Source organism: Dongia sp. agr-C8, from assembly GCF_054658695.1.
The window spans coordinates 831209-856742 of record NZ_BAAGHZ010000003.1 but is presented as its reverse complement, the minus strand read 5'-3'; the positions used below and the strand labels follow the sequence as shown (position 1 = coordinate 856742).

At 64.6% G+C, this 25534-nt stretch carries 20 protein-coding genes; 1 reads left to right on the top strand and 19 read right to left on the bottom strand.

From position 1 onward, the window contains the following. From ACYQ4T_RS18275 to ACYQ4T_RS18260, 4 genes are all read right to left on the bottom strand, one after another. Positions 1-1239: an ABC transporter substrate-binding protein gene (locus ACYQ4T_RS18275; protein ID WP_459857137.1), complete on the bottom strand. Its 1239-nt coding sequence runs from the start codon at positions 1237-1239 to the stop codon at positions 1-3. A gap of 182 nt (positions 1240-1421) precedes the next feature. After that, complete coding sequence (locus ACYQ4T_RS18270; protein WP_459857135.1) at positions 1422-2903, bottom strand: vanadium-dependent haloperoxidase; 1482 nt, start codon at positions 2901-2903, stop codon at positions 1422-1424. 218 nt (positions 2904-3121) lie between these two features. Beyond that, positions 3122-3250: a hypothetical protein gene (locus ACYQ4T_RS18265; protein ID WP_459857133.1), complete on the bottom strand. Its 129-nt coding sequence runs from the start codon at positions 3248-3250 to the stop codon at positions 3122-3124. Then, positions 3247-3393 (bottom strand): hypothetical protein, encoded by a 147-nt coding sequence (locus ACYQ4T_RS18260; protein WP_459857131.1) that lies wholly within the window; start codon positions 3391-3393, stop codon positions 3247-3249. The genes ACYQ4T_RS18265 and ACYQ4T_RS18260 overlap by 4 nt, the downstream gene beginning before the upstream one ends. A gap of 121 nt (positions 3394-3514) precedes the next feature. On the opposite strand from ACYQ4T_RS18260, the gene ACYQ4T_RS18255 reads away from it, so the two are divergent. After that, the gene (locus tag ACYQ4T_RS18255) at positions 3515-6007 is read left to right on the top strand and encodes an excinuclease ABC subunit UvrA (protein WP_459857129.1); all 2493 of its coding nucleotides are present in this window, start codon (positions 3515-3517) and stop codon (positions 6005-6007) included. Between the two features lie 150 nt (positions 6008-6157). On the opposite strand, the gene ACYQ4T_RS18250 is transcribed toward ACYQ4T_RS18255, so the two are convergent. From ACYQ4T_RS18250 to ACYQ4T_RS18180, 15 genes are all read right to left on the bottom strand, one after another. Continuing rightward, the gene (locus ACYQ4T_RS18250) at positions 6158-7006 is read right to left on the bottom strand and encodes an exodeoxyribonuclease III (RefSeq protein ID WP_459857127.1); all 849 of its coding nucleotides are present in this window, start codon (positions 7004-7006) and stop codon (positions 6158-6160) included. Between the two features lie 187 nt (positions 7007-7193). Continuing rightward, the gene (gene lpdA, locus ACYQ4T_RS18245; RefSeq protein WP_459857125.1) at positions 7194-8603 is read right to left on the bottom strand and encodes a dihydrolipoyl dehydrogenase; all 1410 of its coding nucleotides are present in this window, start codon (positions 8601-8603) and stop codon (positions 7194-7196) included. A 138-nt stretch (positions 8604-8741) separates the two neighbouring features. After that, on the bottom strand, positions 8742-9383 hold the full coding sequence (locus ACYQ4T_RS18240; protein WP_459857123.1) for a peptidase C39 family protein: 642 nt from the start codon (positions 9381-9383) through the stop codon (positions 8742-8744). A 20-nt stretch (positions 9384-9403) separates the two neighbouring features. Continuing rightward, on the bottom strand, positions 9404-10699 hold the full coding sequence (odhB, locus tag ACYQ4T_RS18235; protein ID WP_459857121.1) for a 2-oxoglutarate dehydrogenase complex dihydrolipoyllysine-residue succinyltransferase: 1296 nt from the start codon (positions 10697-10699) through the stop codon (positions 9404-9406). A 4-nt stretch (positions 10700-10703) separates the two neighbouring features. Further along, positions 10704-11045: a lipoyl domain-containing protein gene (locus tag ACYQ4T_RS18230; RefSeq protein ID WP_459857119.1), complete on the bottom strand. Its 342-nt coding sequence runs from the start codon at positions 11043-11045 to the stop codon at positions 10704-10706. Between the two features lie 9 nt (positions 11046-11054). Further along, positions 11055-13916 (bottom strand): 2-oxoglutarate dehydrogenase E1 component, encoded by a 2862-nt coding sequence (locus ACYQ4T_RS18225; protein WP_459857117.1) that lies wholly within the window; start codon positions 13914-13916, stop codon positions 11055-11057. 267 nt (positions 13917-14183) lie between these two features. Further along, positions 14184-15059 (bottom strand): succinate--CoA ligase subunit alpha, encoded by an 876-nt coding sequence (gene sucD / locus ACYQ4T_RS18220; RefSeq protein ID WP_459857115.1) that lies wholly within the window; start codon positions 15057-15059, stop codon positions 14184-14186. Positions 15060-15062: 3 nt separating this feature from the next. Further along, positions 15063-16229, bottom strand: coding sequence for an ADP-forming succinate--CoA ligase subunit beta (sucC, locus tag ACYQ4T_RS18215; RefSeq protein WP_459857113.1), 1167 nt, complete (start codon positions 16227-16229; stop codon positions 15063-15065). Positions 16230-16638: 409 nt separating this feature from the next. Next, the gene (mdh, locus tag ACYQ4T_RS18210) at positions 16639-17601 is read right to left on the bottom strand and encodes a malate dehydrogenase (protein WP_459857111.1); all 963 of its coding nucleotides are present in this window, start codon (positions 17599-17601) and stop codon (positions 16639-16641) included. 175 nt (positions 17602-17776) lie between these two features. After that, entirely contained in the window at positions 17777-18922 is a 1146-nt protein-coding gene (gene zapE, locus ACYQ4T_RS18205; protein ID WP_459857109.1) for a cell division protein ZapE, read from the bottom strand. A 354-nt stretch (positions 18923-19276) separates the two neighbouring features. Further along, a complete protein-coding gene (locus ACYQ4T_RS18200) occupies positions 19277-22381 on the bottom strand; it encodes an efflux RND transporter permease subunit (RefSeq protein ID WP_459857107.1) in 3105 nt (1034 codons plus the stop codon). Then, entirely contained in the window at positions 22378-23421 is a 1044-nt protein-coding gene (locus ACYQ4T_RS18195) for an efflux RND transporter periplasmic adaptor subunit (RefSeq protein WP_459858061.1), read from the bottom strand. The genes ACYQ4T_RS18200 and ACYQ4T_RS18195 overlap by 4 nt, the downstream gene beginning before the upstream one ends. Before the next feature lie 98 nt (positions 23422-23519). Beyond that, positions 23520-24335, bottom strand: a complete 816-nt coding sequence (locus ACYQ4T_RS18190; RefSeq protein ID WP_459857105.1) for an oxidoreductase — start codon at positions 24333-24335, stop codon at positions 23520-23522. A 67-nt stretch (positions 24336-24402) separates the two neighbouring features. Continuing rightward, on the bottom strand, positions 24403-24840 hold the full coding sequence (locus tag ACYQ4T_RS18185) for a MarR family winged helix-turn-helix transcriptional regulator (RefSeq protein WP_459857103.1): 438 nt from the start codon (positions 24838-24840) through the stop codon (positions 24403-24405). A 165-nt stretch (positions 24841-25005) separates the two neighbouring features. Beyond that, positions 25006-25443 (bottom strand): hypothetical protein, encoded by a 438-nt coding sequence (locus ACYQ4T_RS18180; protein ID WP_459857101.1) that lies wholly within the window; start codon positions 25441-25443, stop codon positions 25006-25008. Positions 25444-25534 lie beyond the last annotated feature (91 nt).

The following is a 25534-nucleotide window of genomic DNA, read 5'->3' as shown; positions in this document are numbered from 1 at the left end:
CTACTTCCAGCTGGTGCGGATGCTACCGAAGTTGTCGGCCGCCGTGCCCTGGCCCTGCAGGGTCGCATGGACTGCGCGCACGAACTGGCTGGAGAACTGATTGTAGCTCTTGCCGGCCACGGAGGCGGGACGAGTCGCGACGCTTTCCAGGATCTTGCTGAAGGTCGAGAAGAAGGGATCGTCCTTGAGCTCGGGCTCGTTGTAGACGCTCTTCAGCGAGGGATTGAAGGCGCCCTTCACCGCCCGTCGCTTCTCCTCCTCGGCGCCGGTGAGGTAGAGGACCAGGTCCACCGCCTCCTTCGGATGCGTCGAATACTTCGAAACCGCGAGCGACTGGCCGCCCAGCGTGCCGGTATGCACCGCGTTGTCTCCGTCGCCCTTCGGCAGCGGCACCACGCCGACCTTGTCCTTGACCGGAGAGTCGGCCGCATTCACCAGCGCCCAGGCATAGGGCCAGTTGCGCATGAAGACCGCCTTGCCGGACTGGAAGGCGCCGCGGGCCTGCTCCTCGTCATAACCGAGCACACCCTGCGGCGCGATGGTGCCGATCCAAGTCCTGGCGCGGTCGATCGCCGCCGTGGCCTGCGGGTTGTTGAAGCTCGCCTGCCCGCTGTTGTCCAGCAGGCTGCCGCCGCCGTTGCTCACGATCCATTCCAGCGCGTTGCAGACCAGGCCCTCATAGGAGCGGCCCTGGAAGACATAGCCCTGGATGCCCTTCTCGCTCTCCATCACTTTCTTCGCGGCCGCCTCAAGCTCGGCCCAGGTCTCCGGCGCCTCCAAGCCGTATTTGTCGAGCAGGTCCTTGCGGTAGTAGAGCATGCCGGCATCGACTAACCAGGGGACCGCGACCAGCTTGCCGTCGACCGTGTTGTTGGCGATCAGGGTCTGGAAATAGCCGTCGAGCTTGGCAGGCTCGATGAACTGGTTCAGATCGAGGAACTGGTTGGCGAGGATGCCGGGCCAGACCACGTCGATCTGGAACACGTCGACCTTGTCGGATTTCGCCGCCAGCAGGCTCTGGTAGAGCGCCAGCCTCTCCTGCGCGTCGGCGGGAGTCGAGACCAGCTTCACTTCGTTGCCGGTCTGCTTCGCCCAGGCCTGCGCACCGTCACGGCATAGCTCCATCTCGATGCCGAGCGAAGAGCAGGAGATCGAGACGGTGACCTTGGCCTGCGCGGGGTGGATGAGGGCGGCGGAGAGCGCAAGGGAAGCGGCGAGCAGCGAAGCGGTGCGCAGCATGGCGATTCTCCCAGTGGGTGGCGCGCTCTTGCGGCGCGGCGGCCTAGGGGAAACCGCTTGATGCCGGAGAAGTTCCGCTGATCCGGACTGTAGAACGAGTCCGCCCGTGATCGGCGGCCGTCACAGCAGGTTTTCGCCTTCGAGCTCGGCAGGATCGAATGTGACCGCCGCGGGAAGGCGCCCTAACGGGGCAACAAGGCGCCTTTCAATACGGCCTGGGCGATCTTGTTTCCCATAGCCACACCGTCGTCCGCGTCCATCTGCCAGTGGATCCCAAGCCAGATACGACTGCGGGCATTTTCCCATTCGGCCTGGCTGAAGTTGAAGTAATCCTTGGGCCGGTAATCTCGGGAGATCCCCGTGATGGGGTCCTTGTTGAGTCCATTGAACTCGTCGGACACGAACTTGACCGAGGTGTTCTCCGGAAAGAACGCCCGCAGCACCTCGAATACCGCGCCCCCGAACACCGCGTGACCCGACGGGTATGCCGGAAACGGCGGCGTGAAGTTCGGGCCACGGCCGTTGGTCGCCGGTGCGCCCAGCGGGACGAAGTCGGCGCGCGGTGTCGTTCCCGGGTTGCCATCGTCGCCAGCATAGGTGATTGCGGTGATCGGTCGCCAAAACGAGTAATCCCACTTCGCCTTCCACGCGGCAATCCCCGCATCCGCCATTGCCACATTCAGGAGCGCAAGGAAGCGGGCGAGGTCGCTCACGTCGGCGATCGGCGATGCGGGAAGCTGGTTCTGCTCGACCACCTGGAGCGCGAACTGATTGTAGAGCCGTGGCGGCGCACAAAGCGCGGGAGTGCCATCGTAGGCCCAGAATATGCCGGAGAATGTCTCGGACTCTTTGCGCGTCATGGAATTGGCCGCCCCGAGGGATTCCACTTCGCGAAACTGTGCGGCGTATTCCGGCGAGCCGATGTCCCGGGGCCCCGGCAGATACCCATCCACAGCGGTGATGACGAAGGGCTTTACCTTGCCCCAGTCGTACCCTAGAGCGACAGGGATCTTACTGACAGGGTCGGGCTGCCATTTGCCGAGACCTGCCGGGAAGAAGATGTACTTATCCGGCTGATCTTTCGCCTGTTGCTCGGTCCCTGCGTCTCTTTCATCGAATTTCGAACCGTCGTTGATCCGCAGGTCCAGGATCGCCTTAGCCGCAGCGGCGCCCGCCGCTTTGCCTTTGTCGACCTTCAGTCGAACCGAATTGCAGGCAGCGGTCGCCCAGGGCGCGTCGCGGTCATAGGCGTCGTTGATTCGTGCCGTCTCGCGCGGGAACATGGCCAGCAAGCTGTTGCGCGCCGCTTCCGATATGGCGGCGTCCAAGCAAGCGTCGGGGTCGGCGTCCGGCACCGCAGAGTAGAGGCGATACTTCCTGGATATTGAGTTTACCGCGTCATACATCGCGAGATGGACAATCGCCATGGCACGACTGGCCCTGTGGGGGCCAAGCTGGTCGTAGCCATCAACGGGTCCGCGCGCATGATCCGCAGCGGTCACCTCTAGAGCAATTTCGTTCCAGGACATGAATCTGGAATATGCATCGCGCGCGACCCGCAGGGTGAAGGGCTGGGCCTTGGCGGTCGCAATCCGATCAGATTGGGGACCCAAGACCCGCGCGAGCGCTGCCCGGCTTTCAGGCGTCAAACTTGTTTGAGCCATTGCCTCCAACCGCCAAGAGTTGAGTCGAGAGAGACCAAACTGCCGCAATATTTCATTTTTTCAACATTTTATCCGCCGTGGCGGCCTCGACGGCGGGATGACTTCTATTTAATATACCATCAGAGGTGGTGGCGTGTCGATACCAAAAGTTGCGCGCCGGTCACGCGCAGCGTAGCGTCAGCCGTCGATTTCAGGCAATCCATGATCGGATCGCGATCTTACCTTTTGCCGCGCAGCACCCCGATGACGATCTCGCCGATGAGATCCGGGAGAATCGTGAAGGCATAGGGCGCGTGCAACCTTTCGAGCACGGTGTGATCGTCGCGGCCCCACGGCCCGGCATTCACGATCGGAATCCCGGCGAAGGCATTGCCTGGGGCCAATGCAGGCCGGCGCCCCAGGTCGGCAGCTCGGTCATGCGGAGCGCCCCGTATTCGGCGCGGTCGGGCCGGGTCTTCAGCGCCGGCTCCAGATTGTGTGTCGTTTGCACGCAAATCCTCCCCTTCTTTGTCCAAGAGACTAGTCGGAGCGGCGCGGTTTGCCTTATGCAAAGCGCGCAACGGCAACGACCCGGGTGGAATGGCGTTCATCCTGGGCATAAGAGGACCCGAATGTCGGACCACGGAATGGTGCGCGTGCGCGGCGCGCGGCAGCACAATCTGAAAAACATCGACGTCGAGATCCCGCGCGAGAAGCTGGTGGTCTTCACCGGGGTCTCGGGCTCGGGCAAGTCGTCGCTCGCCTTCTCGACGCTCTATGCCGAGGCGCAGCGGCGCTATCTGGAATCGGTTTCGCCCTATGCGCGGCGGCTGTTCCACCAGATGTCGGTGCCGGAGGTGGACGAGATCGACGGGCTGCCGCCAGCCGTCGCCCTGCAGCAGCAGCGCGGCTCGCCGACCACGCGTTCCTCGGTCGGCAGCGTGACCACGCTGTCCAATCTCTTGCGCATGCTCTATTCGCGGGCCGGCGATTATCCGAAGGGCCAGGCGCTGATCTATGCCGAGGGTTTCTCGCCCAACACGGCGGAAGGCGCCTGCCCGAAATGCCATGGGCTGGGGCGGATCTACGACGTCACCGAGCAGTCGATGGTGCCGGATCCCTCGAAGACCATCCGCGAGCGCGCGATCGCCGCCTGGCCCTTGGCCTGGGGCGGGCAGAATCAGCGCGATATCGCGGTCACCATGGGGATCGACGTCGATATTCCCTGGCGCGACCTGCCGAAGAAGGACCGCGACTTCCTCCTGTTCTCCGACGAGCAGCCTGTGGTGCCGGTCTATGCCGGATACACACCGGCCGAGACCCGGCGCGCACTGAAGCGCAAGGAGGAGCCGAGCTACATGGGCACCTTCACCAGCGCGCGGCGCCATGTGCTGGGGAGCTTCAGCAATACCGAAAGCCCGATGATGAAGAAGCGGGCGATGCAATACATGATCAACAGCGAATGCAAGCTCTGCCACGGCAGGCGCCTGAAGCGCGAGGCGCTGTCGGTGACTTTCGCCGGGCTCGACATCACCGAGATGTCTCGGCTGCCACTGAAGCGGGTCGCTGCCCTGTTCGCGCCCTATGCCGAGGGCAAGACGGTGCCCAAGATGCAGCACGACCATCCGGAACAGGCGACCGTGGTCCAGCGCATCGCCGAGGACCTGGTTGGGCGGGTCGGCGTCATCCTGGATCTCGGCCTCGGCTATCTCACGCTGGAGCGCAGCACGCCGACCCTCTCGCCCGGCGAGCTGCAGCGGCTGCGGCTGGCAACCCAGGTGAAGTCCAATCTCTTCGGCGTGGTCTATGTGCTGGACGAGCCCTCGGCCGGGCTACATCCGGCCGATACGGAATCGCTGCTCCGCGCGCTGGGCAAGCTGAAGGCCGCCGGCAATTCGCTGTTCGTGGTCGAGCATGAGGTCGATGTCATGCGCGCCGCCGACTGGATCGTCGATGTCGGGCCGGGTGCGGGCGAGAAAGGCGGGCGGATTCTCTTCAGCGGGCCGCTTGAGGGGTTGAAGGCGATCGAGGCTTCGCAGACCCGGCGCTATCTGTTCGCCGGGAGGGTGCCGCAAGGCCGCGCGCCAATCGCGCCTCAGCAATGGCTGAAGCTGCAAGGCATCACCCGGAACAATCTCAAGAAACTGGATGTCGATGTGCCTATCGGCGTGCTGACCGCGGTGACCGGCATTTCCGGCTCGGGCAAGTCGAGCCTGGTGAGCCAGGCGATGGTGGAACTGGTGGCGGCCAGGCTTGGCCATGCGACGGAAGAGGAGGAAGGCGACCTGCTGGAGCGGGAGACCACGATCCCGACCGAGGGCAGGATCGGCGGCGATCTCGAGCGGGTGAAGCGGCTGGTGGTCGTCGACCAGAAGCCGATCGGGCGCACGCCGCGCTCCAATCTGGCGACCTATACCGGCCTGTTCGACCATGTGCGCAAGCTGTTCGCCGCGACCAAGGCGGCGAAGGCCAGGCGCTACGATGCCGGGCGGTTCTCGTTCAACGTCGCCAAGGGTCGCTGCGAGAATTGCAAGGGGGAGGGCTGGGTGATGGTGGAGCTCTTGTTCCTGCCCAGCGTCTACGCGCCCTGCCCGGTCTGCGCGGGCACGCGCTACAACAAGCAGACGCTCGAGATCCAATACCGGAACAAGAACATCGCCGAGGTCCTCGGCATGCGGGTCGATGAAGCGGCGACCTTCTTCGCCGCGGAGCCGACGCTTGCCCGGGCGCTGGCCGTCGTGCAGGAGGTCGGGCTCGGCTATCTCAGGCTGGGGCAGCCGGCGACCGAGCTTTCCGGCGGCGAGGCGCAGCGCATCAAGCTCGCGACCGAACTACAGCGGATCCAGCACGGCAACACGCTCTATGTGCTCGATGAGCCGACCACGGGGCTGCACCCTTCGGACGTGGTGCGGCTGATCGAGCAACTGCGCCGACTGGTCGACGCGGGCAACACGGTGGTCGTGGTCGAGCATGACATGAGCCTGGTCGCCGCGGCGGACTGGGTGATCGATATCGGCCCGGGCTCGGGCGACGAAGGCGGCAAGCTGGTGGCGGCCGGTCCGCCGACGAGGGTGGCGGCCGCCAAGGGGAGCCGGACGGCGGGCTATCTGGCGCAGGTGTTGTGACGCTCAAGATGCCGGCTACACAGACGCCTGCTTGGCCTGTTTTTCTGCGTCCAGATTTTTTGCTCTGTCTGCGTCCTGTCTGCGCTGCGGCGCAATATGAGTTCTGCTCGATAGAGAAAATTGCACCGGATTTGTTCCGAAAGTCGAGCATCAGCGCTGCTTCGCCCGCTTCCGGCCCGGCGCCTTCGCGGATTTCTTCTTCGCTCGAGGCGCCGCCTTCTTTGACGTCACGCCGAGCTCGATCCAGGCGGGCGCGTGGTCGCTGCTGTGCGGCTTGCCGCGGGTCGCCCTGTCGACGCCGGCGGCTTTCAGCTTCTTCGCGAGGTCCGGGGTGAGCAGCAGATGGTCGATGCGGAGGCCCGCGTCGCGGGCGAAGGAATTCCGCCAGTATTTCCAGAAGGTGTAGATGCGCTCCTTCGGGTGCTTCTTGCGCAGGGAGTCGGTCCAGCCCTGTTTCAGCAGCAGCCGGTAGGCTTCGCGGACCTCGGGGCGGAACAGCGCGTCGCCCTCCCAGTTCTCCGGCTTGTAGACGTCGAGATCGGTCGGCATCACGTTGAAGTCGCCTGCGAGAACGACCGGCTGCCTGCTCTTCAGCAGTGCCTTGGCATGGACGATCAGCCGGGCGAACCACATGAGTTTGTAGTCGAATTTCGGGCCCGGCGCCGGATTGCCGTTCGGCAGATAGAGGCAGGCAATGGTGAGGCCGCTGACCTTGGCTTCGAGATAGCGGCTGTGGGTGTCGCGTGGATCGCCGGGGAGGCCGCGGCGGATTTCAACGGGGTGCTGCCCGCGCGCGAGGATGGCGACGCCGTTCCAAGACTTCTGGCCGTGCCAGACCGCGCCATAGCCGGCCTTCTTCAGCGCGGCCTCAGGGAAGCGGTCGTCCGGGCATTTCAGCTCCTGCAGGCAGGCGATGTCCGGCTGGGTCTCTTTCAACCAGCCGAGCAGGTTGTCGAGGCGCGCGGTGATGCCGTTGATGTTGTAGGTGGCGATGCGCATGCTGCGGCGATGGTAGCGCAGTCCGTGAGAGTCTTCGACCCCTCACCCCGCCCTCTCCCGCAAGGGGAGAGGGGGTTTTTGTTCGCCGCTGGGAGAGACGGAATCACACTCTTACGCGCGCAGCGCGGATGAAGTCTCCCTCTCCCCTTGCGTGCGGGAAAGGGCTGGGGTGAGGGTCGCTCGGTCTCTACAAATGAATCGTCGAGCTGGTGATCGCCAGCGCGGCTTCCTTGATGGCTTCGCTGTGGGTGGGGTGGCCGTGGAAGGCCCGCGCGACGTCCTCGGCGGAGCCCATGAATTCCATCGCCATGACGCATTCGTGGATCATCGTGCCGGCATTGGGGCCGAGGATATGCGCGCCCAGCAGGCGGTCGGTCTTGGCGTCGGCGAGGAGTTTCACCAAACCGTCGGTCTCGCCCGCGGCCTTGGCGCGGCCGTTGGCGATGAAGGGGAACTTGCCGATCTTGTATTCGATCCCGGCGGCTTTGAGCTCCTCCTCGGTCTTGCCGACCGAGGCGAGTTCCGGCGCGGTGTAGACGATGTTGGGGCAGGTGTCGTAGTTCACATGGCCCGCCTGACCCGCCAGCATCTCGGCCAGGGCGACGCCCTCCTCCTCGGCCTTGTGTGCCAGCATCGGGCCGGCGATCACGTCGCCGATCGCGTAGATGCCGTCGATGTTGGTGCGGAAATGGCCGTCGGTCTTCACCCGGCCCTTGTCGTCGCGCTGGACCCCGGCCATTTCCAGGCCGACGCCCATGACATAGGGGCGGCGACCGATCGCGACCAGCACGACATCGGCCTGCAGGGTCTCAGGCGCGCCGCCTTTGGCCGGCTCGATCGTGACGTCGAGTGTATCGCCGTTCGGTTTGACGCCGGTGACCTTGGTCGAGAGCTTGAAGGCGAGGCCCTGCTTGGTCAGCACCTTCTGGAACTGCGCGCCGATCTCGAGGTCCATGGTGGGCGTGATGCGGTCGAGAAACTCGACCACCGTCACCTTGGCGCCGAGGCGCCGCCAGACCGAGCCCAGCTCCAGTCCGATGACGCCGGCGCCGATCACCACCAGGTGGTTCGGCACCTTCTCCAGCGTGAGCGCGCCGGTCGAGGAGACGATCTTCTTCTCGTCGATCTCGATGCCGGGAAGCGGGGTCGGCTCGGAGCCGGTGGCGATGACGATATGCTTGGCCGAGACCTGCTCGGCTTGGCCCGGCGCCGACAGGATCTCGACGCGGCCGCCGCCCAGGAGGCGGCCGGTGCCCTTGAGGTAGGTCACCTTGTATTTCTTGAACAGGAACTCGACGCCCTTGGTGAAATCGGCGACGACCTTGTCCTTGCGGCCGATCATCTTCGCAAGGTCGAGGCCGATCTTCTCGGCGGTGATGCCATGGGCCGCAAGATGGTGCGAGACCTTGTCGAATTCCTCCGAGGAGGAAAGCAGCGCCTTCGAGGGAATGCAGCCCACGTTGAGGCAGGTGCCGCCCAATGTGCCGCGATTCTCGATGCAGGCGGTCTTGAGGCCGAGCTGCGCCGCCTTGATGGCGCAGACATAGCCGCCCGGGCCGCCACCGATGATCACCACGTCGAAGGATTGTTCGGCCATTTCAGTGTTCCGTGTTGGAGAGAGTGATTCGCACCCCCCTCCCCGACCCTCCCCCCGAATCGGGGGGAGGGAGAAGAGAGTCTCCTCCCCCGATTCGGGGGAGGGCTGGGGTGGGGGTGCGAGACACCCGGTTCATTGCTAATTCGAAACCAGCACGACGGCGCGTTCGCCGTCGTAGATCGCCATCTTCAGGAAATCGGTGTGACTCGCCGGGCGCGCGGTCTGCGACTTCGCGGTCTGGCGCTTCTTGCGGGTGATCCAGGGGTCGTTGATATAGACGTGTTCGTCATCGACGCCGGCGATCGCGACCCAATGCGGGCCGTTGTCGCCGTGGAAGACATTGGTCGAGACCAGGACCAGCGGCACAGCGCCCGCCTCGATCGCGGCCTTCAGGTCGGCGATCGTCCATTTCTTCAGCAGCATCGGGATCCGCGCCGCCTTCACCAGCTTCTCGTCCTCGCGCTGCATCAGGTCCGAGACCTTCCGGCGCTCGGCGAGCTTCTGGTATTTCAGCAGATAGGGGCCGCGCTTGCTGAGCCAGAGCGTGATCTGGAAACCGCGCCGCCAGCCGGCCAAGGCCAGACCATAGGGGCTGGAGCCAGGATGGCCCTGGCCCATGAAGACGGTGTTGGCCTCGCGCCACAATTGCAGCTCATGGGCGCGGTCGATCGGCTGCGACTTGTCGAGCGCGGTCATCGCCATCATCAGCGACGAGGGCCCGCAGGTGAAATCGGTGCTCTGGTTGTAGTACGGGAGCTTGCGACCGGTGACCCCAGCCACAAGCGTCGCGCCTTTTGATTTCAGAGTTCGAGCAGCAGGCGTTGCGGATCTTCGAGGCATTCCTTGACTCGCACGAGGAAGGTGACCGCTTCGCGGCCGTCGATGATGCGGTGATCGTAGGAGAGCGCCAGGTACATCATCGGGCGGATCTCGACCTTGCCATCGACCGCCATCGGCCGCTGCTGGATCTTGTGCATGCCGAGGATGCCCGACTGCGGCGGGTTGAGGATCGGCGTCGACATGAGCGAGCCGAACACGCCGCCATTGGTGATGGTGAAGGTGCCGCCGGTCAGCTCGTCGATCGAGAGCTTGCCTTCGCGGGCGCGGCGGCCCAGTTCGGCGATCTTGCCTTCGATCTCGGCCAGGGACAGATGATCCACATCGCGCACCACCGGGACCACAAGACCCTGCTCGGTGCCGACCGCGACGCCGATGTCATAGTGGTTCTTGAAGATGATGTCGTTGCCGTCGATCTCGCCGTTGACCGCCGGGATCTCCTTCAAGGCCTGAAGGCAGGCCTTCACGAAGAAGCCCATGAAGCCGAGCTTCACCTTGTGGCGCTTCTCGAAGCTGTCCTTGTACTTGTCGCGCAAGGCCATGACGGCACCCATGTCCACCTCGTTGAAGGTGGTGAGCATGGCGGCGGTGTTCTGGGCGTGCTTCAGGCGCTCGGCGATGCGGCGGCGGAGCCGCGACATCGGCACCCGTTCCTCGCGCTCGGCCAGCGGGCGCGGGACATGGGGCTCGGCGGGTGCAGCCGGGGCGGCGGGACGCGCGGCGGGCGCCGGTGCTACCGGCGCCGCGGGCTTGGCCTTGAAGTCGATCACGTCGGCCTTGGTGACGCGGCCGTCCTTGCCGGTGCCGGGCACGTCGGCCGGGTTGATGCCGGCCTCGGCGGTTATCTTGCGCACGGCCGGGCCGTTGCGGTCGTCGTTCGCAGCCGGTGCGACCGCGGCCGGCGGCGCCGGCGGCTCGGCGGGCTCGGGTGCCGCTTTCTTCGCGATCTCGGTGGCGCCGGGGGTTTCCGGCGAGACGGTGGTGGTGCTGCGACCGGCCGCCGGCGCGGCTGCGGCAGCACCACCGTCGCTGATAACGCCGAGCACCGCGCCGATCGGGACGACAGCTCCGGTCTCGGCATTGATGGCGCCGAGCGTGCCGGCGGAAGGCGCGTAGACCTCCTGGGTCACCTTGTCGGTCTCGAGCTCGAGCAAGGGTTCGTCGGCCTTCACGGCGTCGCCGACCTTCTTCATCCACTTGGAGACCGTCGCTTCGGTGACGGATTCGCCCAAGGCGGGCACCACGATCTGAACGCTCATCGAATCACCTCTTCCATCCCAACCAAGCCGCTATCTGCGACAAGAGCGGGAAATCGTTTCTCCAACTCGCTTCGCGATACACAGTCCATTTTGTGTCCGCGGATCCCGGCGCTATGGTCCCCACTACCGCCCCAACCGGCACGAAGTCGCCCGGTCGAGCCGTTACGGATGACAGAGTTCCGACCGATGGCGACCTGAACTCCATTGTTCGGTGAGCGGTTTCGAACTCGAACAACGGCTCGAAGGCCAATATCGGCTCCCCGACCTGCTTCAGCCAGCGGCGGATTTGCACCCGGGTGACTGAGCCGCCCGGGTCCGGAACAACAATCTGCAAGGCCTCGGCCATCGGTCTGCATCAGCTCAGCGTCAATGCTTCGTTGACCAGCTTGTTCTGTTCCTTGACGTGGCGCTTGAAGAGGCCGGTCGCCGGCGAGGCGGCGGCGGGGCGGCCGACATAGCGCACGCGGGACTGCTTCGAGCCCAGGCTCTCCATCACGGATTCGATCTCGGGCATGACGTGAGTCCAAGCCCCCATGTTCTTCGGCTCTTCCTGGCACCAGACGATCTCGGCACCGGGGAAGCGCGCGAGCTCGGCCGCCAGCGCCTTGGCCGGGAAGGGATAGAGCTGCTCCACGCGCATGAGATAGACCTGATCCTGCTCGCGAGTCTCGGCTTCGGCCAGCAGGTCGTAATAGACCTTGCCGGAGCAAAGCACGACGCGGCGGATGCGCTTCTCGTCCAGTCCCGCACGGTCGTCCCAGAGCACGCGGTGGAAGCTGGTGTTCGGCCCCATCTCCGAGAGCTTGCTGACGGCGCTCTTGTGCCGCAGCAGGGATTTCGGCGTCATCATGATCAGCGGCTTACGGAAGGCGCGGTGGAGCTGGCGCCGCAGCACGTGGAAATAGTTGGCCGGGGTGGTCGCGTTGACCACCTGCATGTTGTCCTCGGCGCAGAGCTGCAGATAGCGCTCGAGCCGGGCGGAGGAATGCTCCGGACCCTGGCCTTCGTAGCCGTGCGGGAGCAGCATCACGAGACCGCTCATCCGCAGCCACTTGCTTTCGCCCGACGAGATGAACTGGTCGATGATCACCTGGGCGCCGTTGGCGAAGTCGCCGAACTGCGCTTCCCAGAGCACCAGCGCCTTCGGCTCGGCGAGGCTGAAGCCGTATTCGAAGCCGAGCACGCCGGCTTCCGAGAGCGGCGAGTTGATAATCTCGAGCTGCGCCTGGCCGTCGCGGATGTTGTTCAGCGGGATGTATTCGTCCTCGGTCTCCTGATCGACCAGCACCGCATGGCGCTGGCTGAAGGTGCCGCGCTTGCAGTCCTGGCCGGAGAGCCGCACCGCGTAGCCTTCGTCGAGCAGAGTGCCGAAAGCCAGCGCCTCCGCCGTCGCCCAGTCGATGCCCTCGCCCTTCTTCAGCGCCTCTTCCTTCTGGGCGAGCTGACGGGCGATCTTGCGGTTGGCGTTGAAGGTCGCGGGAACCGTGGTCAGCGCCTTGCCGACCAGCTCCAGCTTGTCGGTCTCGGCGGAGGTGGCGCCGCGGCGATCATCGCCCGACGCGATCTCCATGCCGCTCCAGGCGCCTTCCAGCCAGTCGGCCTTGTTCGGCTTGAAGCTCTGCGAGACTTCGAGCTCGGAATCCAGGCGTGCCTGAAAATCCTGGATGATCTTGTCCGCCTCTTCCTGGGAGATCGAGCCCTCTTCCAGCAGGCGCTGGGCGTAGATCTGCCGCGTGGTCGGGTGGGTGGCGATCTTCTGGTACATCAGCGGCTGGGTGAAGGCCGGCTCGTCGCTCTCGTTATGGCCGAAGCGGCGGTAGCAGAAGAGATCGATCACCACGTCGCGCTGGAATTCCTGGCGGAACTCCATGGCAAGGCCCGAGCAGAACAGCACCGCTTCCGGATCGTCGGCGTTCACATGGAATATCGGCGCCTGCACGCCCTTGGCGATGTCCGAGCAATAGGGGCCGGAGCGCGAGGCCACCGGGTTGGTGGTGAAGCCGATCTGGTTGTTGACGATGAAATGGATGGTACCGCCGGTCTTGTAGCCGTCGAGCTCGGAGAGATCGAGGCTCTCGGGCACCAGGCCCTGGCCGGCGAAAGAGGCGTCGCCGTGCAGCAGCAGGCCCATGACCTCCTGGCGATTCCTGTCCTTGCGCTGCTCCTGCTTGGCGCGGACCTTGCCGAGCACCACCGTGTTCACGCATTCCAGATGAGAGGGATTGGCGGTCAGCGAGAGATGCACCACGCGGCCGTCGAACTCGCGGTCGGCCGAGGTGCCGAGATGATACTTCACGTCGGCCGAGCCCTGGACGTCCTCGGGGTTCGCGGCATTGCCCTGGAACTCGGAGAAGATCGCGGCGAAGCGCTTGTTCATGAAGTTCGCGAGCACGTTCAGGCGCCCGCGATGCGCCATGCCGATGACGACTTCCTTGATGCCGAGCTGGCTGCCGCGCTTGATGATCTGCTCCAGCGCCGGAATCATGGTCTCGCCGCCGTCGAGGCCGAAGCGCTTGGTGCCGGTGTATTTCTTGTCGAGGAATTTTTCGAACATCTCGGCCGCGGTCAGACGCTCGAGAATGGCCTGCTTGCCGCGCGGGGTGAATTCGCGCTGGTTGCGCGTGCCCTCGATGCGCTGCTGCAGCCACTTCTTCTGCTCGGGATTCTCGATATGCATGTATTCCACGCCGATCGAGCCGCAATAGGTCTCGCGCACGGCGTGGACGATCTGGCGCAGGGTGGCGTGCTGGTAGCCGAACACGTTGTCGATGTAGATCTCGCGGTCCATGTCGGCGTCGGAGAATCCATAGCTGCGCGGATCCAGTTCCGAATGCTTGTGCCGCGGCTTCAATTCCAAGGGATCGAGATTGGCTTCCAGATGGCCGCGCACGCGGTAGGCACGGATCAGCATCATGGCGCGGAGGGAATCGCGGGCGGCGCGGGTCAGATCCTTGACCGCGGGCGCCGGCTGGGTGCGGCGGTCGCTGGGGGCGAGGTCCTCGTCATGGCCGTTGCCGATCTCGATGTCGCGCTCGCGCGGCGCCCAGGACGCGCCTCGGATGTCCTGCAGGACGATCGCGCTGTCATCCTCAAGCTCGGCAAAGAACTTGCGCCAGCTGGGATCGACCGTGTTCGGGTTCTCCAGATATTTGGCGTATAGCTCTTCGATGAAGGGGGCGTTGGGGCCGGACAGGAAGGAGGCGGGAATGTTGCTCATGAGGACACTCGTGCGTTGGCAGTGAGTTCCGGTCGGAGACCGGTTATGGCCGGGCCCGTTTATTGCCAGTCGGGGTCCGGCCGACAATCGGTCCAATGGTCGTACAGCTATGCAACCCCTGCACGTCACAAGACGGCGGTTTGATTAAATATAGGTAAATCGCGACGGTTTTTCGACAGTCCTGAGGGATATTAGCCCGGATTGCTCGCATCGAGCTTGCGGCCCCCCACCCCACCCTCCCCCAAGGATGGGGAGGGCTTGGCAGAGCTACTTGCCGAGCGCCTTCAGCATGGCGCTGCCCAGCGAGGCGGGGCTTTCCGCGACGCTGATGCCGGCCGACTTCATGGCGGCGATCTTGTCGCCGGCCCCGCCCTTGCCGCCGGAGATGATCGCCCCGGCATGGCCCATGCGCCGGCCCGGGGGGGCGGTCACGCCGGCGATGAAGCCGACCACCGGCTTCTTCACCTTGGACGACTTTAGGAACTCGGCGGCCTCCTCCTCGGCGCTGCCGCCGATCTCGCCGATCATGACGATACCCTGGGTCTCAGGGTCACCGAGGAACAGGTCGAGGCAATCGACGAAGTTGGTGCCGTTCACCGGATCGCCGCCGATGCCGATGCAGGTGCTTTGCCCCAAGCCGGCGGCCGTGGTCTGGGCGACCGCCTCATAGGTGAGGGTGCCGGAGCGGGAGACGATGCCGATCTTGCCCTTCTTGTGGATATGGCCGGGCATGATGCCGATCTTGCATTCTTCCGGCGTGATGATGCCGGGGCAGTTCGGGCCGATCAGGCGGGTGCCGGAATTGCCGAGCGCCCGCTTCACTCGGATCATGTCGAGGACCGGGATGCCCTCGGTGATGCAGACCACCAGGGGGATCCTGGCGTCGATCGCCTCGAGGATGGCGTCGGCCGCGAACGGCGGCGGAACATAGATAACGCTGGCATTGGCGCCGGTCATGGCGACCGCCTCGCCCACGGTGTCGAAGACCGGCAGGTCGAGATGTTTGGTGCCGCCTTTGCCGGGGGTGACGCCGCCGACCATCTTGGTGCCGTAGGCGATGGCCTGCTCGGAATGGAAGGTGCCCTGCGCGCCGGTGAAACCCTGGCAGATGACCTTGGTATTCTTGTCGACCAGAACCGACATTCGTTAGGCCTCCTTCACCGCTTTGACCACTTTCTCAGCGGCGTCCGCCAGGTTGTCGGCGGAGAGAATCTTCAAGCCGGACTGCGCCAGGATCTTCTTGCCCAATTCTACATTGGTGCCTTCCAGGCGGACGACCAGCGGCACGTGCAGCGAGACTTCTCGGGCCGCGGCGACCACGCCCTCGGCGATCACGTCGCAGCGCATGATGCCGCCGAAGATGTTCACCAGGATACCTTCGACGTTGGAATCCGAGAGGATGATCTTGAAGGCCGCGGTGACGCGCTCCTTGGTGGCGCCGCCGCCGACGTCGAGGAAGTTGGCCGGAGCACCGCCGTAGAGCTTGATGATGTCCATGGTCGCCATGGCGAGGCCGGCGCCGTTCACCATGCAGCCGATCGAGCCGTCCAATTTGATGTAGTTGAGGCTGTGCTTGGCGGCCTCGAGCTCGGCCGGATCCTCTTCGTCGGGATCACGCAGCTCCTCGACGTCCTTGTGGCGGAACAGCGCGTTGTCGTCGAAGTTCACCTTGGCGTCCAAGGCCAGCACGTCGCCGGCCCCGGTCACGACCAGCGGGTTGATCTCGACAATCGAGCAGTCGAGCGCGTTGAAGGCGTTGTACATCGCGGTGATGAACTTCGCGGCCGAGGCGATCTGGTTGCCTTCGAGGCCGAGGAAGAACGCGATCTTGCGGGTGTGGAACGGCTGGATGCCGGTCGCGGGATCGACCGCGACTTTCAGGATCTTCTCCGGCGTCTTGGCGGCGACCTCTTCGATCTCCACGCCGCCTTCGGCCGAGGCCATGATGGTGATGCGCGAGGTGGCGCGATCGACCAGCATGCCGAGATAGAGTTCGCGCTTGATGTCGCAACCGCCCTCGACATAGATCCGCTTCACCACCTTGCCGGCCGGGCCGGTCTGGTGGGTGACCAGGGTCATGCCGAGCATTTTCTGGGCGGCATCTTTGACGTCGGCGACGGATTTCACGACCTTGACGCCGCCCGCCTTGCCGCGGCCACCGGCGTGGATCTGGGCCTTCACCACCCAGACTTTGCCGCCGAGCTTCTCGGCGGCCTGGACCGCCTCTTCCGGTGTGTAGGCGACATGACCCGGAGGCGTCGCGACGCCATACTTACTGATCAGGGCCTTGGCCTGATACTCGTGAATATTCATGCGGTGCGGGTTCCCGAGAAGCGGAGATGGACTGCCGCCGAGGATGTGCCCTGGGGACGTGCCCCTTGGGACGTGCGGGACACGTTCCCCAAACTGGGTCGCCCCAAAAGCAAACGACGGCGACAACCGGCGGAATGCTGTGGTGCAGCAAGCCGCACTCTACCACCTTGACCGACGGGTTCAAGCCAATTGAACTTGAACCCGCCCTCTTGGATAGCAGGGCTGTCGCCGTCGCGAAGCAGGTGCGACGCCCTATCCCCTTACGTAAGCGGACCTACGTTCGCGGGGGGCGTCGCGTCTGAACTACTTCTTCTTCTTCTTCGCGGACTTCTTGGCAGCCTTCTTCGCCACCTTCTTGCCCGACTTCTTGGCAGCCTTCTTCGCCGCCAGTTCCATCAACTTTGCCATGTTACTTCTCTCCTCTTTGAAGCTTCCTCACCACATCGATGAGGCCCCTAACGGCCGCAACCGACTTGTCGAACATGGCCTTCTCAGCCTTGTTCAGGTCGATTTCGACCACACGCTCTACGCCGCCAGCGCCGATCACGACCGGCACGCCGACATAGAGTCCCTTCACCCCGTATTCGCCATCGAGCCAGGCGGCACAGGGAAGCACGCGTCTCTTGTCCTTCAGATAGGATTCGGCCATCTGGATCGCCGACGCCGCCGGCGCGTAGAAGGCCGAACCCGTCTTCAGGAGATTGACGATCTCGGCCCCGCCGTCGCGGGTCCGCTGCACGATCGCATCCAGCTTTTCCTTGGTGGTCCAGCCCATCTTCACCAGATCGGGGACCGGGATGCCGGCGACCGTGGAATAGCGCGTCAAGGGCACCATCGTGTCGCCATGCCCGCCCATCACGAAGGCGGTGACGTCTTCGACGGAGACCTTGAATTCCTCGGCGAGGAAGTAGCGGAAGCGCGCGGAATCAAGCACGCCCGCCATGCCGACGACACGGTTGGTCGGCAGGCCGGAGGCCTGCTGCAACACATAGACCATGACGTCGAGCGGATTGGTGATGCAGATGACGAAGGCCTTCGGGCAATGCTTCTTGATCGCCGCGCCGACGGCATCCATCACCTTCGCGTTGGTGGCAATGAGATCGTCGCGGCTCATGCCCGGCTTGCGCGGAATGCCGGCGGTGACGATCACCACGTCGGCACCCTTGATACCGGCGTAGTTGCTGCCGCCCGAATAGACCGCGTCGAAGCCTTCGACCGGCGAAGCCTCGGCGATGTCCAGCGCCTTGCCCTGGGGGACACCGTCGACAACGTCGAAGAGGACGATGTCGCCCAGTTCCTTCAAGCCAGCGAGGAGCGCCAGGGTGCCGCCGATTTGTCCGGCGCCGATGAGCGCTATTTTCTTACGTGCCATTAGGGTTTGATTCCGATCAGCTTACGCATTGCCGTATCCCCAAAACGGCAAGGCACATCGCCCCATATTAGATGACCCTAGATCTAGAGTAGATACTCTCATTTCACCACAAGCACAAGACATATTAACGGAGTCTGTTCCAATCCCGCCATCGACCTACCGTCAACGGCGTTCGTCACGTCAAATGCGGTCGGCTCAGATAGTCGGCAGACTGCATCTCATTGAGGCGCGAAACCGTGCGCTGGAATTCGATCGAACCATCGCCTTCCGGATAGAGCCGCTCCGGCCGATCAGCCGCTGAAATCACGGCTGTCACGCGATGTTCGTAGAGTTCGTCGATCAAGGTCATGAAGCGCCGCGCCTGGTCCCGAAGCTCGGGCGAAAGTCGCGGGACGCGGTCGATCAGGATCACCGGATAATGGGTGGCGAGCGCCATATAGTCGGCGGCACCCAGCGGCCTTGCGCAAAGCTCCTCGAAATCGAACCAGGCGACGGGTCCCGCCTGCCGCGGCACGTCGAGTCGACGCCCCTGAACGGTCAACGAACCGGGCTCGGGCACCAGGCCGCCGGAGAGTCGGGTGAAGGCCGCCCGCATCTTGTCATCCGACATCGCGCCGAGGGATGAGTGATAGAGCGAGAGATCCTTCAGGCGCGCCAGCCGGTAGTCGCGGGCGCCGTCCAATTCCAGCACGTCGAGCTTTTGCTTCAGAAGATCGATGAAGGGCAGGAAGCGGTCGCGCTGCAAGCCGCCTGAATAGAGTTCGTCCGGCGCCCAGTTCGAGGTCGCGACCACGACGACGCCGCGCTCGAACAGCTCGGTGAAGAGCCGCCCCAGGATCATCGCGTCGGCGATGTTGGTGACATGGAATTCGTCGAAGCACAGCAGCCAGGTCTCGCCGGCGATCTTGTCGGCCAGAGCCGGAATGAGGTCGAGATCCTTGGCCCTCTCCTGGCGCCAGCGGTGCAGGTTCTCGTGCACCTCCAGCATGAAGGCGTGGAAATGGACCCGGCGCTTCCTTTCGACTGGAGCGGTCGAGAAGAAGATATCCATCAGCATCGACTTGCCGCGGCCGACCGCGCCGTAGATGTAGAGGCCCTGGCTCGGCAGATCGCCCTCGACATCGTCGCGGCGGCGGCCGATGCCGAGACGGGCGCCCCAGCGCTCCAGCCAGTTGCCGTTGCCGCTCGGCTGATAATCCTTCAGCGCATTGGCAACCGACTGCAGCTTCTCAGCCGCGAGCTCCTGCGCCGCGTCATGTTCCAGACGACCACTCGACTTCAAGGCGCGATAGGCGGCGAGCGGTCCGTCTTCCGTCGTCATTGAAGCGACCAGCGGTCCGAGGGAATGCAGCGTTGCGACTCGGTCAATATGCATATTGCGCAGATGTGAACATATTTTTTTATTTTTATCCATTGCGAAGTTAACAAACGCTTTCCGATCCGACTCGAAACGGCGGCGCGTGAGTCATTGGCGCAACAGAACGGGTGCAACAGGTCGGCGCCGCAGTCGATCTGCTCTGTAGTTGAAGACCTATCGCGGGGCAGGTCGATCAGTCGATCGAGGGGCGAGGCAAAGCCGATCTTGGCTCGCAGGTCGAAGCGGTCAACGGAGCGGCGCCGATAGCGAAACCGAAGGTTCGGCGAGCGACCGTCGCTGGTCCTTGTTGAGGAAAGTCTACACCTGGGCGACGGCGCGAAGCTCGCCCGTTGTCCCGCCAGAAGAATCCGCGACGACAGGGCGAATCCGGAACCAGATGGCGTAGAGCGCCGGCAGGAAGAGCAGGATCAGGATCGTGCCAATGGCGGTTCCGCCGATCAGCGTGTAGGCCATCGAGCCCCAGAACACGGACTGGGTCAGCGGCATGAAGGCAAGCACGGCGGCCAGCGCCGTCAGGCCGACGGGGCGGGCGCGCTGCACGGTAGCCTCGATAACCGCGCGATAAGGATCGAGACCCTCCTCACGATTGGTTTGGATCTGCCCGATCAGGATCAAGGTGTTGCGCATCAGGATGCCCGACAATCCGATCAGGCCGAGAATGGCGTTGAAGCCGAACGGCTGGTGGAACAGCAGCAGGATCGGCACCGTCCCAATCAAGCCGAGCGGTGCCGTCAGGAAGACCATCATCATCGCGGACAGCGACCGGACCTGAATGACCAGGACCAGCAGCGTGAGGGCGATCATGACGGGGAAGACCGGAGCGAGCGCACTGTTCGCCTTGCCGGCGTCCTCGATATTGCCGCCCATCTCGATGCGATAGCCAGCCGGCAGGCGATCGATGATCGGCTTCAGGGCCGCCTCGATCTCCTGCGAGACTTCCGGCGGCTGCAGCCGTTCGTCGATGTCCGACTGGACGGTGATGGTGGGCGTGCGATCCCGCCGCCTGAGGACAGGGTCCTCCGGCTGGACCTCGATGTGGCCGATCTGGCTCAGAGGAATGATCCGGCCATCCTGGCTGGTCAGGGTGAGATCGCCGAGCCGGGCGGGATCGAGCCGTTCCGGACCGGAGCTCCGCGCCATGATCTCGACGGTGCGGATGTCCTCGCGCATCTGGGTGACCGGCACGCCGGTCAGCAGGAACTGAAGCTGCTGCGCCACATCCGTGGAGCTGAGGCCGATCGCGCGCAGCCGGTCCTGGTCGAGCACGAAGCGCGCGGTGGGCGCCCGCTCGCCCCAATCCTGATTGACCTGGCGGGTGTTGGGGTTGGCGCGCATCACCGCCTGCACCTGGTTGGCGATGGTGCGCAGCTTGGCCGGATCCGCTCCCATCACCCGGAAGGTGACCGGAAAGTGTGAATAGGGCCCGAACACCAGCTGCGTAACCCGGAGCCGCCCTTCCGGGACCAGGCCTTCCGCCCCGGCGGCCCGCAGCCGGAGCTTCAGGCGCTCGCGCGCCGCGGCATCCGGGGTGAGCACGATCAGCTTGGCAAACGACGCGTCGGGGAGCTCGGGATTGTAGGAGAAGAAGAAGCGCGGCGCGCCCTGGCCGATATAGGCGGTGACGATCTCCGCTTCCGGCTGCTGCTTCAGCCAGTCCTCCACCTTCTTCGCCGCGGCGATCGTCGCCTCGATGCCGGTCCCTTCGGGCATCTGCACTTCGACCAGCACTTCCGGCCGGTCCGAGGCCGGGAAGAATTGCTGCTTCACCAGTCCCATGCCCGCGCCGGCCGCCATGAAGGCGACGATGACGGCGCCGGCGACCAGGAATTTGTGATTGACCGCCCAGGTCACCACCCGCCGGAACCTTTCATACCGGGGCGTCGCATAGATGGCCTCATGGCCGCCCGCAACGGGTTTGATATTGGGCAGCAGCTTCACGCCCAGATAGGGCGTGAAGACCACGGCCACGACCCAGGAGGCGATCAGGGCAAAGCCGACGATCCAGAAGATGTTGCCGGCATATTCGCCCGCGGTCGAGCGCGCGAAACCGACCGGCAGGAAGCCGATGATGGTGACCAGGGTGCCGGAAAGCATGGGTGCTGCGGTATGGCTCCAGGCATAGGCGGCGGCCTTGATCCGGTCCCACCCTTCTTCCATTTTCACCACCATCACCTCGATGGCGATGATGGCGTCATCGACCAGGAGCCCGAGCGCGATGATGAGGGCGCCGAGGGTGATGCGGTCGAACACCCGGTCGGTGATCAGCATGATCACGAACACGGCGGCCAACGTCAGCGGCACGGCAGCCGCCACCACGATGCCGACCCGCCAACCGAGGCTGATCAGGCTCACCACCATGATCACGCCCAAGGCGACGAAGAACTTGAGCATGAACTCGTCAACCGCTTCGGTGACGTTCACCGCCTGGTCGCTGATCTTGGTGAACGAAAGGCCCGCCGGCAGCTCTGCCGCGATGTTGCCCTCCTCCGCATCGAGCGCCTTCCCGAGGTCGAGGGCGTTCCACCCTTCCTTCATGACGACGCCGAGAGCCATCGCCGGCTCGCTTTCATGCCGGATCAGGAAGGTTGCCGGATCCTCATAGCCGCGCCGCACGTCGGCGATATCCGACAGCTTGAGCGTCCGTCCGGCGGCAACGATGGGCGTGTCGGCGATTTTCCGCAGATCGTCATAGGCGCCATCGACACGAATGAAGACTTGCGGCCCCTTGGTATCGATCGAGCCTGCGGGCGTCACCAGGTTCTGGCGCTGCAACCCATCGAAGATCTCCTGCGCGCTGACGCCGAGGTTGGCCAGCCGGGCATAGGAGAACTCGACGAAGATCCGTTCCGGCCGTTCGCCGAAGAGATCGACCTTCTTCACACCGGGAACATGGAGCAGGCGCTGGCGCAAGGACTCCGCTTCCCGGGTCAACTGCCGCGGCGGCATGCCCTGGGCTTTGAGCGCATAGAGCGCGAACTGTACGTCAGAATACTCGTCATTGATGAACGGCCCCAGCACGCCGGTGGGCAGATTGCGTGCCTCGTCACCGAGCTTCTTGCGGGCCTGATAGAACTCGCTTTCGACCGCGGCCGGCGGGGTCTTGTCCTGGAGCGACAGGGTCAGGAAGGCGAGGCCGGGCCGGGTGAAGGTCTCCACCCGATCATACCAGCGCAGCTCCTGGAGCCGCTTCTCCATCGGCTCCGCGACCAGATTCTGCATCTCTTCGGCGGTGGCGCCCGGCCAGGCGGCGGTCACGGTCAGCACTTTGATCGTAAAGGCGGGATCCTCGGCGCGGCCGAGCTGCAGGAAGGCGAAGGCGCCGGCGGCACTGATGGCGATCAAGAGGAACAGCGTGATCGCGCCTTCCCGAACCGCCAGGGCCGAGAGATTGAACCGGCTCACGGCAGGCTCGCCTGGGCTTCGCCGGTCGTCGGGTCCGTGCGGACGCGTTGCCCGTCCTGCAGCAGATGCGCGCCGAGTGCCACGATCGACTCGCCGACTGAAAGCCCGCCATCAAGGACGGCGGTCTCGGCGCCGAGCTGATCGATCCGCACCGGCCGGAAGGCCACAGTGGACGTCTTTCCGTCGAAGACCCAGACCCCGGGCCCCTTTCCTTCGTCGGTCAGGGCGCCCAGCGGCACGGATGTCTGCTGAGCCGACGCGCCGTTGGGGAGAAAGATGGTCACGGTGGCCCCTAAGGGCGCTGCCGCCGCATCGCCTTCGAGGACATAGCGCGCCTCAAAGGTCCGGGTCTGCGGATCGGCCGAATCCGAGAGCTGCCGCAAATGCGCCGGCCATCGGCCCTCGCTGCCATAGAGCCGAGCCTGCGCTGCCGAGCCGATGGCGGGGCGCATGGTTTCGGGCAGGCTTATGGAAGCCTCGCGCGGGCCGGTATGCGCGATGCGCGCAACGATCTGCCCGGCGCTGACCACCTGGCCCGGCTCGGCCAGCGTCTCCACCAGGGTGCCATCCGCATCGGCGACGAGAGTGGTGTAGCGTCGGTCGTCCTGCGCGACCTGCAGCTGCGCTTGCGCCGCGTCCAGCAGGGCGCGGGCGCTGTCCATCGCCGCCTTGGCCGCATCGTAGTCCGAGGCCGAGACAGCGCGGGTCGGCAGCAGGTTGCGATAGCGCTTTTCATCCGCCGTGGCCTGAATGAGCCGCGCCTTGGCCGCCGCGACATTGCCGAGCTGGGCGGCGATCGCATGATCGTAGTCGGTCGGATCGATCCGATAGAGCGGAGTCCCGGCCTGAACCACCTGACCGGCATCGACCAGACGCTCGATGATCTTGCCGCTGATCCGGAATCCCAAGTTGCTTTGCACCCGGGCCGCGACCGTTCCGGTGAAGGCCGTTGCCGCGGCCGCGGCCGGCGCCACCGAGACGATTCGCACCAGGGTTTCGGGCGTCTTCTGTGCCGATAGCGGCTGGTCGCAGCCGGCCACAAACAGGGCGGATACGGCACCCAGCGTCAGAAGCGCGCGCTTGGCAGAACAGGTCAATGCAGAGTCCTCGGCGGGTTTTGCGTCGATCGCGTCGCGGCTCAGACAGGCAAGCCCATCTGCTTGCGCAGGCTCTTGTCGAAGGCGTCGGCGGGCACGAAGCGGCGCAGCATGCTGACTTTCCGCGCCAGCTTGCCGGCGGCATAGCGCGACCGGGGACGCGCGGCGGTGGCAGCCAGGACGACCTTTTCCGCCACCACCTCGGGGGGCTCGGCCGTCGCCGCCGCGTTCCGCTCATTCTTGCGGGCGCGGACCCGTGCCTCATCGTAGTCCGGCATCGTCGAATCCGGCCCGAGCGCGTTCTGTTCGAAGACGCCGCGGGTATAAGCCGGCTCGATGAGCGAGACGCGGACATTGAAGGCGCGGGTCTCGTGATCGAGCGATTCCGAGTAGCCTTCGAGGGCGTGCTTGGTCGCCGAATAATGCGCGGCATAGGGCGCGGGGATGCGGCCGAGGATCGAGCTGATGTTGATGATCCGGCCCTGGCCGCGCTGTCGCATCGACGGCAGCACCGCGTTCGTCACGCGGATGGCGCCGAACAGATTGACGTCGAACAGCGCTTGAACCTGGCTGATCGAGGATTCCTCGGCGCCGCCGAGCAGGCCCATCCCGGCATTGTTGACCAGAACATCGATTTGTCCGGTCCGCGCGAGCACCGTCGAGACCAGTGCAGCGACCGCCGCCGCGTCGGTGACATCGCATGTCAGCATGGAGACCCCGCGGGGGCCGTCGTCCAGTTTCCGGCGGCTGGTGCCGAACACCGTGAATCCGGCGCGCACCAGAGCTTCGGCGCTGGCGCGGCCGATGCCGCCGGAGGCGCCGGTAACGATCGCCGTTTTATCCGAATATGCGTTCATGGTTTTCTCCAAGGCCAGGGTTTCTGGCTGCTGCCGCACAGAGACTTCGATGAAGGGACGGCCCGGCTCAGAGCTCGGAGGCCACGACGTCGTCCAGCAGAGCGCGAAGTTCCGACGATCGCTTGCGCCCGAATGCTTGCTCGAACCGCGATTGAGCCTCATTCCATCCAGGGGTCGCGGCGCGCAGCCGTTCAATGCCGGCTTCCGTGAGCCGCAATTCCTTGGTGCGACGGTCCGCAGTGCCTGGAACGATCTCGATCAGGCCTTCGCGCTGAAGGGGCAGCATGTTCCGGCCCAAGGTCGTGCGATCCATTACCAGTTCCTTCGCCAGCGCGTTGATCGAAAGGGGGCCATATCCTCTCAACTTGCCGAGGATCGAGAATTGGGTGGAGCGGAGCCCTGATGGCGCAAGAAACTGATCGTAAAATTGCGTGAGGTAGCGAGCTGCCTGGCGAATCGCCAGGCAATTGCACTGCTCAAACTTCATCGCGGCTTCAGGTGTCATTCTGCGGGTCCGACATAAGTGTATATACGCTTATATAGGCGTATATACACTTATGTCAAGCGCCGCCGACCTGGCCAGAACGAGAGATCGTTGCCTTTTGCGAAGGGCGGGTGCGGAAACGGCCTTTCCGAGGCTTCGGAGGCATGCGCGATCGGCCGGGACGCGCTAGTTGGCCTTGAGGATCGCCGTCTCGTTCTTCAGGTTCTCGATCAGCGCCTCGGCGCTGGTCTTCGGGCCATTGGCGACCGGCGGCGGCATCAGCTTGAAGTTCGATGCCATGAAATGCGTCTCGCCGCTGCGCGACAGGCTGAAGGTCATGGCGCTGAATGCCTGGAAGCCGATCTCCGGCGTGCCGAGCTTCAGGTCGTAGATCTTGATCGCGAAGCCATCGACGTCCGAATCCGGATCGACGGTGACATGGCGATGCGCGAGGCCCGGCACCGCGCCGGTCGCCTCCAGTCGCGTGAGCGCCTTCTCGATCTGGCCGCGCAGCTGCGCCGCGGTCTTTGCTTCCTTCACCGGATCGCCGCAGCCGGCAAGCAGCGTCGTCCAGGCTGCAAGCAACACGATGCGGATGAAGGCCATCCTGGAACGCCGCAACATCTCAACCTCCATGCGGGAGCACCCGCTGATTGAGATCAATTCCACGCCCGAGAAGTGAAGAAGGCGTTAGCACCGAACCGGATCATGTTGT

Bases quoted from the DNA above. Each gene is read 5' to 3' on its own strand.
- sucD (WP_459857115.1), bottom strand. From the start codon at position 15,059: ATGTCGGTTCTGGTCGACAAGAATACCAAGGTCATCTGCCAGGGTTTC.
- mdh (WP_459857111.1), bottom strand. From the start codon at position 17,601: ATGGCACGTAAGAAAATAGCGCTCATCGGCGCCGGACAAATCGGCGGC.
- ACYQ4T_RS18230 (WP_459857119.1), bottom strand. From the start codon at position 11,045: ATGGCCGAGGCCTTGCAGATTGTTGTTCCGGACCCGGGCGGCTCAGTC.
- ACYQ4T_RS18225 (WP_459857117.1), bottom strand. From the start codon at position 13,916: ATGAGCAACATTCCCGCCTCCTTCCTGTCCGGCCCCAACGCCCCCTTC.
- zapE (WP_459857109.1), bottom strand. From the start codon at position 18,922: ATGACGACGGAAGACGGACCGCTCGCCGCCTATCGCGCCTTGAAGTCG.
- lpdA (WP_459857125.1), bottom strand. From the start codon at position 8,603: ATGGCCGAACAATCCTTCGACGTGGTGATCATCGGTGGCGGCCCGGGC.
- sucC (WP_459857113.1), bottom strand. From the start codon at position 16,229: ATGAATATTCACGAGTATCAGGCCAAGGCCCTGATCAGTAAGTATGGC.
- ACYQ4T_RS18250 (WP_459857127.1), bottom strand. From the start codon at position 7,006: ATGCGCATCGCCACCTACAACATCAACGGCATCACCGCGCGCCTCGAC.
- ACYQ4T_RS18185 (WP_459857103.1), bottom strand. From the start codon at position 24,840: ATGACACCTGAAGCCGCGATGAAGTTTGAGCAGTGCAATTGCCTGGCG.
- odhB (WP_459857121.1), bottom strand. From the start codon at position 10,699: ATGAGCGTTCAGATCGTGGTGCCCGCCTTGGGCGAATCCGTCACCGAA.
- ACYQ4T_RS18255 (WP_459857129.1), top strand. From the start codon at position 3,515: ATGTCGGACCACGGAATGGTGCGCGTGCGCGGCGCGCGGCAGCACAAT.
- ACYQ4T_RS18270 (WP_459857135.1), bottom strand. From the start codon at position 2,903: ATGGCTCAAACAAGTTTGACGCCTGAAAGCCGGGCAGCGCTCGCGCGG.
- ACYQ4T_RS18180 (WP_459857101.1), bottom strand. From the start codon at position 25,443: ATGTTGCGGCGTTCCAGGATGGCCTTCATCCGCATCGTGTTGCTTGCA.
- ACYQ4T_RS18190 (WP_459857105.1), bottom strand. From the start codon at position 24,335: ATGAACGCATATTCGGATAAAACGGCGATCGTTACCGGCGCCTCCGGC.
- ACYQ4T_RS18275 (WP_459857137.1), bottom strand. From the start codon at position 1,239: ATGCTGCGCACCGCTTCGCTGCTCGCCGCTTCCCTTGCGCTCTCCGCC.